Source organism: Neorhizobium vignae, assembly GCF_000732195.1.
In the GTDB taxonomy this organism is placed as follows: Bacteria; Pseudomonadota; Alphaproteobacteria; order Rhizobiales; family Rhizobiaceae; genus Neorhizobium; species Neorhizobium vignae.
This window is the reverse complement of record NZ_JNNU01000016.1, coordinates 111,504-124,938: the sequence shown is the minus strand read 5'-3', so window position 1 is coordinate 124,938 and position 13,435 is coordinate 111,504. Positions and strand designations below refer to the sequence as shown.

At 62.4% G+C, this 13,435-nt stretch carries 12 protein-coding genes; 3 read left to right on the top strand and 9 right to left on the bottom strand.

Going from position 1 to position 13,435, the window contains the following annotated elements; all coding sequences use genetic code 11:
• Positions 1-71 precede the first annotated feature (71 nt).
• The 3 genes from GQ59_RS24110 to GQ59_RS24100 form a co-directional block, all read right to left on the bottom strand.
• A complete protein-coding gene (locus tag GQ59_RS24110; protein WP_037086202.1) occupies positions 72-788 on the bottom strand; it encodes an HAD-IA family hydrolase in 717 nt (238 codons plus the stop codon).
• A gap of 234 nt (positions 789-1,022) precedes the next feature.
• On the bottom strand, positions 1,023-2,399 hold the full coding sequence (locus GQ59_RS24105) for an aspartate aminotransferase family protein (RefSeq protein ID WP_037086094.1): 1,377 nt from the start codon (positions 2,397-2,399) through the stop codon (positions 1,023-1,025).
• A 13-nt stretch (positions 2,400-2,412) separates the two neighbouring features.
• Positions 2,413-3,249, bottom strand: a complete 837-nt coding sequence (locus GQ59_RS24100) for a GNAT family N-acetyltransferase (protein ID WP_037086091.1) — start codon at positions 3,247-3,249, stop codon at positions 2,413-2,415.
• Between the two features lie 326 nt (positions 3,250-3,575).
• On the opposite strand from GQ59_RS24100, the gene GQ59_RS24095 reads away from it, so the two are divergent.
• Positions 3,576-4,244, top strand: a complete 669-nt coding sequence (locus tag GQ59_RS24095; protein ID WP_037086200.1) for a haloacid dehalogenase type II — start codon at positions 3,576-3,578, stop codon at positions 4,242-4,244.
• Between the two features lie 15 nt (positions 4,245-4,259).
• Positions 4,260-5,534: an NAD(P)/FAD-dependent oxidoreductase gene (locus tag GQ59_RS24090; RefSeq protein ID WP_037086089.1), complete on the top strand. Its 1,275-nt coding sequence runs from the start codon at positions 4,260-4,262 to the stop codon at positions 5,532-5,534.
• A gap of 92 nt (positions 5,535-5,626) precedes the next feature.
• On the opposite strand, the gene GQ59_RS24085 is transcribed toward GQ59_RS24090, so the two are convergent.
• From GQ59_RS24085 to argE, 6 genes are all read right to left on the bottom strand, one after another.
• Positions 5,627-7,084 carry an NAD-dependent succinate-semialdehyde dehydrogenase gene (locus tag GQ59_RS24085; RefSeq protein WP_037086086.1) on the bottom strand — a complete coding sequence of 486 codons (1,458 nt, stop codon included), beginning with the start codon at positions 7,082-7,084 and terminating at the stop codon, positions 5,627-5,629.
• Between the two features lie 23 nt (positions 7,085-7,107).
• Positions 7,108-8,148 carry a tartrate dehydrogenase gene (locus tag GQ59_RS24080; RefSeq protein WP_037086083.1) on the bottom strand — a complete coding sequence of 347 codons (1,041 nt, stop codon included), beginning with the start codon at positions 8,146-8,148 and terminating at the stop codon, positions 7,108-7,110.
• 11 nt (positions 8,149-8,159) lie between these two features.
• Positions 8,160-9,623, bottom strand: coding sequence for an aldehyde dehydrogenase family protein (locus GQ59_RS24075; RefSeq protein ID WP_037086080.1), 1,464 nt, complete (start codon positions 9,621-9,623; stop codon positions 8,160-8,162).
• A gap of 160 nt (positions 9,624-9,783) precedes the next feature.
• The gene (locus tag GQ59_RS24070; protein WP_037086077.1) at positions 9,784-10,140 is read right to left on the bottom strand and encodes a cupin domain-containing protein; all 357 of its coding nucleotides are present in this window, start codon (positions 10,138-10,140) and stop codon (positions 9,784-9,786) included.
• A gap of 24 nt (positions 10,141-10,164) precedes the next feature.
• Entirely contained in the window at positions 10,165-11,088 is a 924-nt protein-coding gene (locus GQ59_RS24065) for a 2-hydroxyacid dehydrogenase (protein WP_037086199.1), read from the bottom strand.
• Between the two features lie 19 nt (positions 11,089-11,107).
• Positions 11,108-12,241, bottom strand: a complete 1,134-nt coding sequence (argE, locus tag GQ59_RS24060; RefSeq protein ID WP_037086074.1) for an acetylornithine deacetylase — start codon at positions 12,239-12,241, stop codon at positions 11,108-11,110.
• Between the two features lie 105 nt (positions 12,242-12,346).
• On the opposite strand from argE, the gene GQ59_RS24055 reads away from it, so the two are divergent.
• Complete coding sequence (locus GQ59_RS24055) at positions 12,347-13,396, top strand: GNAT family N-acetyltransferase (RefSeq protein ID WP_244448048.1); 1,050 nt, start codon at positions 12,347-12,349, stop codon at positions 13,394-13,396.
• Positions 13,397-13,435: the final 39 nt, after the last annotated feature.

Genomic DNA, 13,435 nt, shown 5'->3' with positions numbered 1-13,435 from the left:
CCCTTTTCGCTGGTTGGCGGGCAACCCATCTTCCGTGGTTTTGGCCCGGTGCTTGAAAATCGTGAATTCTGTCAGCTGCCGTGCGCGGTCCTCACAGCTTCGGCCAATCCGGCCATGGACGTGAAATGATAGTCGGGTTCGGTGAACTGCGACGGCTCGATCGTGCCGCCGTAGCCAGGCTGGGCATGTCGACGCTGGATCCAGCAATTCGTCATGCCGAGATCGCGGGAAACGCCAATATCGTGATACTGGCTCTGGGCGACATGCAGGATGTCGCTCTTGTCGCCGCCATCCTTGGCAACGAAGTCGAACACCTTGTGGAAGAAAGCCGGATCGGGCTTTTCCGTACCGGTGTCGTCGGCGGTGAAAGCGGCATAGAATGGATTGCCGAGCGCCGCTGCGAAATAGTCGAAAGCCCAGCGGCGCGCATTGGTCATGGCGATCAGGCGATAATTCTTGCCGAGCTCCGCCATCGCAGCGGCACTGTCGGGGAAACCTTTCCAGATCTTGGCGGAATCCCGCAGGCGAATGCCATAGGCCTCCTCGGCCGGCAGTCCGAGCTTCGGCGCAATCGCAAGATAGACGCGCACCAAGTCGTCGGGGAAAAGATCGGCATCTCCCGAATACCGGGCGGCGCGATACAGGGAAAGCGCCTCTTCGCTGTCGATGGCGACATTGGCTTCGGCGGCGATGCCCTGCAGGCAGGACGTCAGACCGCTTTCGAAATCGATGAGCGTGCCGACCACGTCGAAGGTCATGTACTTGAATTCCGGAAGAGCTTTCGTCAATTCCATATCCCCAGTTGATGCTGCTGGCAGAACGCCGCCTGCGAAAGAATATGCTGTTCCCGACCTGGACCTTTTTCTGTCAAAAATCCCGGATTTTCGGGGCCTCGAGGCCCTCGTTAACTACAATAGTGACAGTTCGCTGGAACGGTTTTCGCCGAATCGGTAGGGCCGCTCGGCACAAAATTTCGAAAACGGGCTGCCGACGATATTTCGGCCGGCAGCCCCAGGGCCGGGTCAACCCTTCACCGCGCGGCGGACGTCGGGATCGTCCAGGGTCTGATCCAGTGTCTTGGCGGTACGTTCGATAATCGCGTCGATATCCGCCTCCGTGCAGCAGAGCGGCGGGGCATATCCGATGACGCCGTTGGCAAAGGCCCGGATCACCAGGCCATTGTCCCAGGCGCGGTCGAATACCCGGCGGGCCGGTGCGGCTTCGGACGGAAGCGGCGTTTTGGCGGCCTTATCGGTCACCAGCTCGATGGCCGCCAGCATCCCGCGGCCCCGGACATCGCCGACCAGCGGGTGGGATTTGAGGCTTTCGAGACCTGCCATAAGCTGCGCGCCTGCCTTGATCCCGTTTTCGAGCAGCCCGCTTTCGTAGAGCCTCAGCACTTCCAGACCCACGGCCGCACTGACCGGGTGGGCCGAATAGGTGTAACCGTGCCCGACAGCCGAGGCCCCGGCGCCATCGGCGATCACCTGGTAGACATGATCCGCCATGAACACGGCGCCCATCGGAACATAACCCGAGGTCAGGCCCTTGGCCGTCGTCATGAAATCGGGGACGATGTCATCCTCGCTGCAGGCGAACAGCGGTCCGGTGCGGCCGAAGCCGGTGATCACCTCGTCGGCGACGAACAGGATGCCGTATTCCTTGCAGAGGTTGCGGATCGCCTTCATCCAGCCCCTGGGCGGAACGATGACGCCGCCGGAACCCTGGATCGGCTCTGCATAGAAGGCCGCCACGCGATCGGCGCCAACCGCCTCGATCTTCGCTTTCAGCGCGGCAAGCGAGGCTTCGATGATCGATTTCGGATCCTGGCCGACCGGGTTTCGATAGGGATAAGGCGACGGAATCTTGTGCTGCCAGTCGAAGGGAATGCCGAAGCCCGCATGGAAGTTCGGCAGTGCCGTCAAGCCGGCGCCGACCGTGGAGGAACCGTGGTAACCCTGCTCGATCGAGATGAACTGATCGCGCTGTGGCTGCCCCCTGGCAATCCAGTAATAGCGGATGAAGCGGATCGTGCTGTCGACGGCGTCCGAACCGCCGAGCGTGAAGTAGACATGATCGAGATCGCCCGGCGCACGTTCGGCAAGCTCGGCGGCTAGCCGTATGGCCGGCTCGGAACCAAGGCCGAAATAGGCGGTCGCGTAGGGAAGCTCCCGCATCTGACGGGCCGCGGCCTCGACGATCGTCTCATGCCCGTAACCGGCATTGACGCACCAGAGGCCGGCAAAACCGTCTATCAGCTGGTGCCCTTGCGCATCGGTGACGGTCGCGCCCTTGCCCGAGGCAAGCACCCGCACGCCCTGTTTTTCATGACCGCGATAGGACGCGACAGGATGGACGAGATGGGCGCGATCGAGTTCGATGAGGGAATTGCTGAGCATGGTCGTCTCCGGATCAGCCGAGGGCTTGGTTGGCCAGGGCAAAGGTGGTGAATGTCGAGGTGGTGGGGCGGGCCACCACGGGGCGTGCCATTGCGATGCCGCCGCCCGCATGGGCGAGCGAATGCCCGGCCAGCCACGCGGCGAGGCCGGCATCGCAGGTATCGACCCTGAGGAAGGCACCGGTTCGGCGGCTCATGAAATGACCGGCGAGCGCCTTGGCGTCCTCGAGATCCGTCGCGACGACGGGCCCGACGACTTCACCGCGACCGAACGCCCTGATGCAGGCAAACCCCGCGATCTTGCCATTGCGGCGGATCACGGCAAACTCGCCGATTTCGGCAAATTTGGCGATCAGCGCCGAACGGGTGGCGCCAAAGGCATCGCGATCGATGGCGGTAATCTCGGAGAGATCGGCAGCCGTGGCGGTCTCGATACCGGTTTGCGCCGGCACCTCGCCGACGGTGCCCTGATGCTGGAAAACAGCGCCGGTCTTCCGGAAACCCAGCTTTTCGTAAAGCGGCAGGCCGTCGGAGGTGGCAATCAGCCGAAGCGGGCGCTCGCCACCAAGTCCGAGGACCGCGTCCATCAGGCGGCGTCCGACGCCACGGCCACGCTGGTTGGCGCCGACGATCACCATGTTGATGGTGGCGCAGTCGTCGCCGTAGGGGGTCATCAAAGCCGTGCCGACTACCTTGCCGGCCTCGTCCAACGCGACCACGCCCTGGCTCAGATGCAGGGCGACCTGCCAGTCCTGCCGGCGGTGCGGCCAGCCGGCTTCGCGCGAAAGGTCGGTGGCGCGATCCAGGTGCTCGATACCGAAAGATATGGTTTCGATGTCTCCGACTTGCATGGACAATGCTCTCCATTTTGAGCTTCGAGTTTCAAGGGGAAGGGGCCGGACGATTATCCGAAGGCGGCCCCGGCGGCGGTATCTTTCGCCAAAGCGGTGGCATGGGACCGCATCTTATGCCGTGCCTTGGTAATCATGGCCGACAAAAACCGGGCCGTCGGCCGCCACGCCGGCCACCATCTGCAACCAAATGCCAAACCGGCCCCACGATACGAAACTTTCTGCTTCGGATGGGGGGAAATCAGTCGGCTCGGATGCCCGAAGGGGCCTTATGATCATGTCATCAACCGAAAGGCTCGATGGGCCATCACGCAAGGACCAAGTGCATGACTACCTTCCGCCCGAAATACATCACCTTCGATTGCTACGGCACGCTGACCAACTTCCAGATGGCCGAAGCTGCGCTTGACCTTTATGGTGAACGTCTCGACGAGCCGCGCATGGCGAAGTTCATCAAGAATTTCGCAGCCTACCGGCTGGACGAGATCATGGGCGACTGGAAACCTTATGCGGACGTCGTCCACAACTCGCTGGAGCGCAGCTGCAAGGCGAACGGCGTCGCCTTCAAGGAAGACGATGCCAGGATGGTCTATGAGCGCGTTCCGACCTGGGGTCCTCATGCGGATGTTCCTGCCGGTCTTGCCAAGGTCGCCAGAGAAATCCCGCTCGTCATCCTCTCGAACGCGATGAACGAGCAGATTCACTCCAACGTCGCAAAGCTCGGCGCGCCGTTCCACGCCGTTTATACGGCGGAACAGGCAAATGCCTACAAACCGCGCTTTCAGGCCTTCGAATACATGTTCGATATGCTGGGCTGCGGCCCGGAGGACATTCTGCATTGCTCCTCGTCTTTCCGGTACGACCTGATGTCGGCGCATGACCTCGGCATTAAGAACAAGGTTTGGGTCAACCGTGGTCACGAGCCGGCCAACCCCTTCTATGGCTATGTGGAAATCTCCGACATTTCCGGCCTGCCGGGCGTGGTCGGTCTCTAAGGAAGGCCGAAGTCGATGAAATATGTCTCCTACTGGCATGATACGGCGCCCCGTTTTACGGGCGCCGTGGAAGGGCCGATCGAAGGTCACTACGACGTTGCCGTGGTCGGCGGCGGCTTTACCGGGCTCGGCGCAGCGCGGCAGCTCGCCATGGCCGGCGCGAAGGTTATCGTGCTGGAGGCGGAGATGGTCGGTTTCGGAGCGTCCGGCCGTAACGGCGGCCACCTGAACAACGGCCTTGCCCACAGCTATCTCTCGGCCAAGCAGGAGCTCGGCAAGGAGAGGGCGATCGCCCTTTACAAGGCGCTCGACAGCTCGATCGACACGCTGGAAGCAATCATCGCCGAGGAAGGCATCGACTGCAACTTCCGCCGCGCCGGCAAACTGAAGCTGGCTTCCAAGCCGCAGCATTTCGAAGGGCTCGCCCGGAATTTCGAGGCGGTTCACGCGGAGGTCGATCCGGATACGGCATTGCTGTCGCCCGAGGACCTCGCCCAGGAGATCGGTTCACCTTTCCACGGCGCCATGCTGTCGAAGAAGAGCGCCATGATGCATATGGGACGCTACGTCGTCGGTCTCGCCGAGGCGGCCAAAAGGCGTGGTGCGATCATCGTCGAGAAGGCAACGGTCACCGATGTTTCGAAATCCGGCGGCCGACATGTGCTGAAGACCGCCAAAGGCTCGATCACGGCCGACAATGTCCTGATGGCAAGCGGCGCCTACACGACGCCGAATTTCGGTTATTTCCGTCGTCGGATCATGGCCGTCGGCAGTTTCATCATCGCCACACGACCGCTGACGGAAGAGGAAGCCGCCTCGACGATGCCGGGCAACCGCACCTGCGTCAACAGCATGAATATCGGCAATTACTGGCGCCTGTCGCCGGACAATCGGCTGATCTTCGGCGGCCGCGCTCGATTTTCGGCGACCTCTGATCAGCGTTCGGATGCCAGGAGCGGCGCAATCCTTCGCGATAGCCTGACCCGCATCTTTCCGCATCTTTCGCATGTGGAGATCGACTATTGCTGGGGCGGCCTGGTGGACATCACCAAGGATCGTTACCCGCGGGCGGGCTTCCATGACGGGTTATGGTACGCCATGGGTTATTCCGGCCATGGCGCGCAGCTTGCGACCCATCTCGGCATGACGGTTGCCGACGCGATCCTCGGCCGGCCTGACAGAAATCCCGTCAAGGGGCTCGAGTGGCCGGCAGTTCCAGGCCATTTCGGCAAGCCGTGGTTCCTGCCGCTGGTCGGGCTTTATTACAAGATGCTCGACAAGGTCCAGTAACGGAACTCTTGCCGTCGCCGAGAACAAAAAAGGTGGGGTTGCGATGGCAACCTCACCTTTTTTTGGCAAGCGTTCCGGGTGCGGAAACGGGCTCAGTTGAGCCCGCCGATATGAAAAGTCTTCACTTCCAGATATTCGTCGATCCCGAGTTGCGAACCCTCGCGCCCCAGGCCCGACTGCTTGACCCCGCCGAAGGGGGCGACCTCGGTGGAGATCAGGCCGGTATTCAGGCCGACCATCCCGAATTCCAGTGCCTCGCCGACACGCCAAGCCCGCTTCAGGCTTTCCGTATAGAAATAGGCGGCGAGCCCGAAGGGCGTGCCGTTGGCAATGGCGATCGCTTCTTCCTCGGTCTCGAAACGGAAGAGCGGCGCGACCGGGCCAAACGTCTCTTCGCTGGCAAGCTGCATGTCGGTGGTCGCTCCGGTCAGCACGATCGGAGCCGTGTATTGGCCACCGGCCGGCAGATCGGCCCTGGCCGTGACGATCGTCGCGCCTTTGGCGAGCGCATCCCCGACATGGCGGTTGATCTTGGCGATTGCGGCATCGTTGATCATCGGGCCGATCGAAACGCCCGGCTCGGTGCCCGGACCGACCTTCATGGCATTCACCCGGGCCGTGAGCTTCTCGGCGAAGCGATCGTAGATGCCCGCCTGCACGAGTATGCGGTTGGCGCAGACGCAGGTCTGGCCGCCATTGCGGAATTTCGAAATGATTGCCCCTTCGATGGCAAGATCGATATCCGCATCGTCGAAGACGATGAAGGGGGCGTTGCCGCCGAGTTCCAGCGACAGCCGCTTGATGCTGTCGGCCGCGCCGCGCATCAGCAGCGAACCGACCGGCGTGGAGCCGGTAAACGAGATCTTCCGCACGGTCGTGTTGGCCATGATCTCGTTGCCGATTTCCTTCGGCATGCCGGTGACGATGTTGACGACGCCGGCCGGAATGCCGGCCATTTCCGCGAGCACGCCGAGCGCAAGCGCCGAATAAGGTGTGAATTCCGAGGGTTTCACCACGACGGTACAGCCGGCGGCGAGCGCCGGGGCGATCTTGCGGGTGATCATCGCGTTTGGAAAATTCCAGGGCGTGATGATGCCGCAGACACCGACCGGCTCCTTCAGCACGATGATGCGGCGATCGGGTGTCGGCGAGGGAATGGTCTGGCCGCCGATGCGGCGTGCCTCTTCCGCAAACCACTTGACGAAGGAGGCGCCGTAACGGATTTCGCCACGTGCCTCGTCGAGCGGTTTGCCCTGTTCGGTGGTCAGCATCAGCGCCAGATCTTCGAGATGTTCGATCATCAGGCCGTACCAGGTTTCAAGCAAGGCGGCGCGCTCCGCATGGGTGTGTTTTTTCCAAGCCGGATAGGCCTTCTCGGCAGCCTCGATCGCCGCACGGGTCTCATCGCCACCCATGTCCGGAACGGTGCCGATCACCTCTTGGCTCGCCGGATCGAAGACCTCGACGGTCTTGCCGGATCGGGCGCCGACCCAGGTGCCGCCGATCAAACCTTCTTGCCGAAACAGGGAGGGGTGCTTCAAATTCCGCATATGTCCAATCCTCGATACGATGGTTAAAGCGCGGCGAGCAGCGCCGCAGTGATGGCGTCGGTCCGGTCCTTGCCGGGAACCGTGCCGATGCCGCTGGCCGTGACCGCTTCGAGCGCCGTCATGACGGCGCTCGCCGCATCCTTTTCGCCCAGATGATCGAGCATCATTGCGCCGGACCAGACCGTGGCGATCGGGTTGGCAATCCCGAGATGGGCGATGTCGGGCGCCGAGCCATGCACGGGTTCGAACATCGAAGGCGCATTGCGCTCGGGGTTGATATTGGCCGAGGCGGCAAAACCGAGGCCGCCCTGAATTGCGGCACCGAGATCGGTCAGGATGTCGCCGAACAGGTTGGATGCGACCACCACGTCGAGCGTTTCCGGCGCCATCACCATGCGCGCCGCCATGGCATCGATGTGATAGCTGGTGACCTCGACCTCAGGATATTCCGCCGAAAGCTGCCGGGTGACGTCGTCCCAGAAGACCATCGAATATTTCTGGGCGTTCGACTTGGTCACCGAGGCCAGCTTGCCGCGTCGCGACCGGGCCTGTTCGAAGGCAAAGCGCAGGATGCGCTCGACGCCCTTGCGGGTAAAGATCGACGTCTCGACGGCAACTTCGTCGACCGTGCCCTGATGGATACGACCACCTGCGCCCGAATATTCGCCCTCGGTGTTCTCGCGGATGCAGAGAATGTCGAAGGCGGTTGCCTTGAGCGGTCCTTCGACGCCGGCCAGCAGGCGGTGGGGGCGGATGTTGGCATATTGCACGAAACTCTTGCGGATCGGCAGCAGCAGGCCATGCAGCGACACGGAATCCGGCACTTCTGCCGGCCAGCCGACGGCACCGAGCAGGATTGCGTCGAAGCTGCGCAACGTCTCGATCCCGTCCGCCGGCATCATGGCACCGGTTTCCTTGTAGAAGGCGCAGGACCAGGGGTATTCCGTGCCCTCAAGCGCGAAGCCGTGCGCTTTGGCTCCCTTCTGCAGCACCGACCATGCGGCCGCCGTCATGTCGCGGCCGATACCGTCGCCGGGGATCATGGCAATCCTGTATGATTTCATGTTCTTCGTCCTCAAAGACTGATCAAGACGCTCTTGCTCTTGCGATTGGCGTGGAAAGCTTCCCGGCCGAGATCCTTGCCGATGCCGGACTGCTTGTAGCCGCCGGTCGGCAGGATATGATCGCGCGAGCGGCCATAGCGGTTGACCCAGATGGTGCCGGCCTGCAGCCGGCGGGTAAGGCGGATCGCCCGCGAAAGGTCGCTGGTAAACAGGCCGGCGGCTAGCCCGTAGCTCGGATGGTCGGCAAGCATCATGGCTTCTTCCTCATCCTCGAAGGCCTGCACCGTCAGAACAGGCCCGAAGATCTCCTCAATCACGGCCGGCGACGTCTGATCGACGCCGGTGACAAGGGTCGGAGAGTAGAAATATCCCGGCCCGTCCATGGGACGCCCGCCCGCCAGGCATTCCGCCCCGGCTGCAACGGATGCCGCGATGATGTCGTCGATGCGCTGGCGTTGCCTGCCGGAGATGATCGGCGAATACTGGCTCGCCGCATCCCAGGTCGGGCCGGGCACGATACCCTGCATCTTCTTCAAAATGGCCTCGATCAGCCGTGCGGCGATGCTTTTTTCGACGATCAGGCGCGATCCCGCAACACATGCCTGGCCGGCATTGCTGGTGATGCTGGTGGTCACCGCGGCCGCTGCCCGGTCGATATCGGCATCCGCGAAGACCAGTTGCGGGCTCTTGCCGCCAAGTTCCAGCGTCATCGGCTTGATGCCGGTGCGGGCGATGTTCTCCATGATCGCCGAGCCGGCGCGGGTGGAGCCTGTAAAGCTCACCTTGGCGATATCGGGATGGCCGGTGATGGCGTTGCCGGTTGTCATGCCGTCGCCGAGCACGATATTGATCAACCCGGCCGGTATCCCGGCGCGCACGGCGAGTTCCGCCAGGCGGATGGTCGAGAACGGCGTCATCTCGGACGGCTTCAGCACGACGGCATTGCCGGCGGCAAGCGCGGGACCGAGTTTCCATGCAGCCATGTTGATCGGGAAGTTCCAGGGCGTGATGGCGCCGACGACGCCATAGGGCTCCGTCATGATCATGCCGAGATTGCCGTCGTCGGTCGGCACCAGGTCGCTGCCTTCCTTGTCGGCGAATTCGGCGAAGAAGCGGATCTGCTCGGCCGACACGGCGATGTCGCCCTCGACCAGATGGCCGACCGGACGGGTGGAGGAAACGGCTTCCAGCCTTGCAAGCGCCACGGCGTCCTGGTCGATCAGATCGGCCCAGCGGTGCAGCACCTTCACACGCTCGCGCGGGCGGATGCCGCCCCAATTGCTTTGCTTCAGCGCCGCCTTCGCCGTCTGCACCGCCTGGTCGACGAGATCCGCATCGGCGACGGGGCATTCGGCATAAGCCTTGCCGTCGGACGGACGGTGCATCGCAATGACGCCTTCGCCCGCCACGAGGCAATCGCCGATGAAATGTCCCATCGGAAGGGCCAGACTGTCGGGATCGAAACTCAGGCTCATCGGCATATCTCCGGTCACTTGACGGCAATATTACCGGATCGGTGGAACGGCTTGATCCGGTAGAGCGAAGGGCCGCAGCGGAAAAATCCGTTTTGGCGGTCGATCACGGCGTATTCTGCGGAGCGGGCCGGACGTCGTTGCCGCGCCGCGGCGGCACCTATCAAGGGGTAACGGTGACGTAGATCTTGCGGACGGTCTCGATGGTCTTCCACACGCCGACGAAACCCGGCTTCATGACGAAACTGTCGCCCGCCTTGTAGACAACGGGTTGGCCGCCTTCGGGGGTGAGTTCAACGACGCCCGACAGGATGTGGCAGAATTCGAAGGTCTGGCCCTTGATCGAATGTGTGACGCCCGGCGTTGCTTCCCAGACACCCGTGTGTACCAGTTCGCCATGGGCTGCGTCCTGCGCCCAGGTCTTGAACTGCGGATCGCCCGAGATCAGCCGTCCCGGTGCGGGAACGTTTTCGCGCGGTGTAAAGGACGGGTGAGGCTCGATGGTCTTGAGAAGCGACATGGTATTCCTTTCGAGGTTGAAGGTTCAGTAACCGCGCCGCCGATCGACCAGGCCGACCGGATCGAGCCCGGCGCGAAGCCGCTTGATATTGTCGATGACGGCGCGCGCGGCTGTATGAGGCTGGGTGATGCTGGCAATATGCGGGGTCAGCAGGATGCGTGGGTGATGCCAGAAGGGATGGCCGGGCGGCAGGGGTTCCGGGTCGGTGACGTCGATCACGGCGCCGGATATCTGCCCGCTGTCGAGCGCCGCGAGAAGCGCGTCCTGGTCGAGCTGGGGGCCACGTCCGACATGAACCAGTCCGGCGCCCGCCGGCAACCTGGTGAAAAGCTCTGCGTCGAGAAAACCGCGGGTTTCGTCGGTCAGTGGCAGGAGGCAGATCAGCACGTTTGTCTCGGCAACCATGGTCTTCAGACCATCCTCGCCGGCGAAACACCTGACACCGTCAATCTCGCGCGGGGACCTGCTCCAGCCCGACAGGGGAAAGCCGAAGGGTTTCAGCCGCTCAAGCACGGCCTGGCCGAGATTGCCAAGCCCCAGGACGCCGATACGGCGCTCTGCGGCCTGAGCCTGCGGCAGGACCTTCCAGACCTCCGCCTGCTGCTGCGCCAGATAGGCCGGCAGATTGCGGTGGAGCGACAAGACGCCGAGGAGCGCATATTCCTGCATCATTCGCACGATGCCTTCTTCGACCATGCGCACGATCTTCACGTCTTCGGGCACGCTGGCGGTGCGGAACTGGTCGATGCCGGCGCCGGTCGAGAACAGCACTTCGAGATTGCGGTAACGCGCCAGATTTTCCGGCACTGTCCATGTCATGAGATAGCGCACCCGTTCGGGATCCACCGTCACCGGATCCATGGAGAATGGCAGGTCCGGGATTTCCCGAGCGAAGGCATCCTGGAAAATCCGGCCGCGGGCCGCATCGGAATTGAAGAGGAATGTCATGGTCCAGATACGTTCCTCATCATTGGAGTTCTGGGCGGCAATGCCGACCAAGTGCTTCAATCATTGCCTGACAGTCGTCGAGTTCGCTCGCCAGGATGAACTCATTGGGTTTATGGGCGCGGGCAATATCGCCGGGCCCGCAGATGATCGCATCTACGCCGGCGCGCTGGTAGAGACCTGCCTCCGTCCCGTAGCTGACAGCCGCCAGCGGCTCGATCCCCGTCAGACTTTGCAAAAGACCGGCAAGGGGAGAGGTTGGCGCCAGCAGCAGCGCCGGATAGGTGCTGAGAACCTGCCAGTCGACATCGAAGCCCTTCATGGCCAAGGCTTCGGCGACCGCCCGCACCGGAGCGAGCAGCACTTCGGGATCGACCGAAGAAATGGCGCGGGCCTCAAGTTCGAGGCTGCAGATTTCGGGAATGATGTTGACCGCCTGACCGCCACTGATCGTGCCGATCGACAGAGAGGAATAGGGTGGCTCGAATTCCTCCTCGAACGGTCCGCGGGAAAGATCGACGGCCGCGGCAACCGCAGCCTGCTGCACGTCCGTCATGGCGTGGATCGCGTTGAGGCCGAGATCCGGTCGGGAGGAATGGCCTGAACGGCCCTTGAGCGTCACCCGGGCTGCAGCCTTTCCCTTGTGGGCCAGAATGGCGCGCATTCCACTCGGCTCCCCGATGATCGCGCCGAGCGGCGGCGCACACAGGTCCTGCAACCGTGCGAGAAGATGCGGCACGCCCCGGCAACCGGCTTCTTCGTCGTAGGACAAGGCAAGGTGGATCGGGCGGGAAAGTGGACTTTCAAGAAGTGCAGGGACGGCTGCCAGAGCGGCCGACAAGAACCCCTTCATATCGCTTGTTCCGCGCCCGTAGAGCTTGCCTTTCTCGTTCCTCAATGAAAAGGGATCGGTGTCCCAACCGGCCTCGGTGGCAGCAACCACGTCCATATGGCCGGACAGGATGTAGCCCGGCTGGTCGGCTCGACCGAGCGTGGCAAAAAGATTGGCCCGATCACCTTCAGGCCCCGGCAGGATATGCGCGGCGATCCCGAAGGATTTGAGATAGCCAGCAATCCATTCGACAATATTGCCGTTGGGCGTGCCGACGACCGAGGGAAAGCCGACCAGCTTCTCCAGGATGTCCAAAGCGCGCATCGACTGTTCCCGCCCCTAAAAACCATGACCTTTTGGCCGACACACCTTGCTTTTGCAGAGCAGCGAACCAATCCTGGCCGGCAAGGTTAGAGGCAGGAGAAACCAATGGCTGCCGAAAGTGGACGCTATACGGTCAAATCTTGTGTCCGGTCCCGCTTCAGCAGTGAAATGTTTCGCGGGATCTCGACTAACGTGACTGCCGGGATATCCGAGCGGTTCGCCCCAAGGAGGATATATTCTCTCGGCTGGATAATGATGGATAGCGAATTACCAGGAACCCTGAATGTCGATAATTTCGAGATGCGCTTTGCGGATATCTCGAGTGTCGAAATCTCCAGGCTGCAGGCTTTGTCGATCTCGGTGGGCTGGCCCCATCGGGCGGCCGACTGGCAGCATCTGCTCGACATCGGGAAAGGATATGTGGCGCTCGACGAGATCGGCCGGGTGGGAGCCTCTGGCATGTGGTTTCCTCATGGCGACGGCTTCGCCACCTTCGGGATGCTGATTACCTCTCCGAGGCTGCAGGCCAACGGCGCGGCCAGGTGGCTGATGAAGCGGATCATGACGGACTGCGGCCGCAATCGCATTCGGCTCAACTCGACGCGGGAAGCCCAGCGTCTTTATGCTTCGTTGGGATTGAAGCCAAAGCAGACGGTTTACCAGTATCAGGGGACAGCGATCGCGCCTTTGGCGCCTCCGCCTCTGGAGAAGGGGCTTTTTCTGAGGCGGCTGGATCGCGGCGATCTCGACACGATGATCGCCTTCGATGCTCCAGCCTTCGGTGCGGATCGAAGCCTGCACCTCCTGCGATTGTTCGAGAGTTCGATCTGTTACGGTCTTTACCAAGGCGAGCGGTTGCGCGCCTTCTCAATGCGCCGGCGCTTCGGGCGAGGGCATGTGGTCGGGCCGGTGGTCGCCGGCAACGACGAGGACGCCATCACGGTGACCCACCCGCATATTGCGGCCCACGCCGACGGCTTCCTGCGCGTCGATACACATTTCGATAGCGGCCCGTTTGCTGGGCTCATCCAGCAGTGCGGGCTCAGCATCTACGCCACCTTGACGACGATGGTGACTGAGGAGGCAGCCAGTTACGGCGCCGGACAAAATGGTCGTGCGAGGGTCTATGCCCTGGCTTCGCATTCCCTCGGGTGAGCCTCCTTCCCCGGGCCCCCTGCCATGGCGATATGGAAA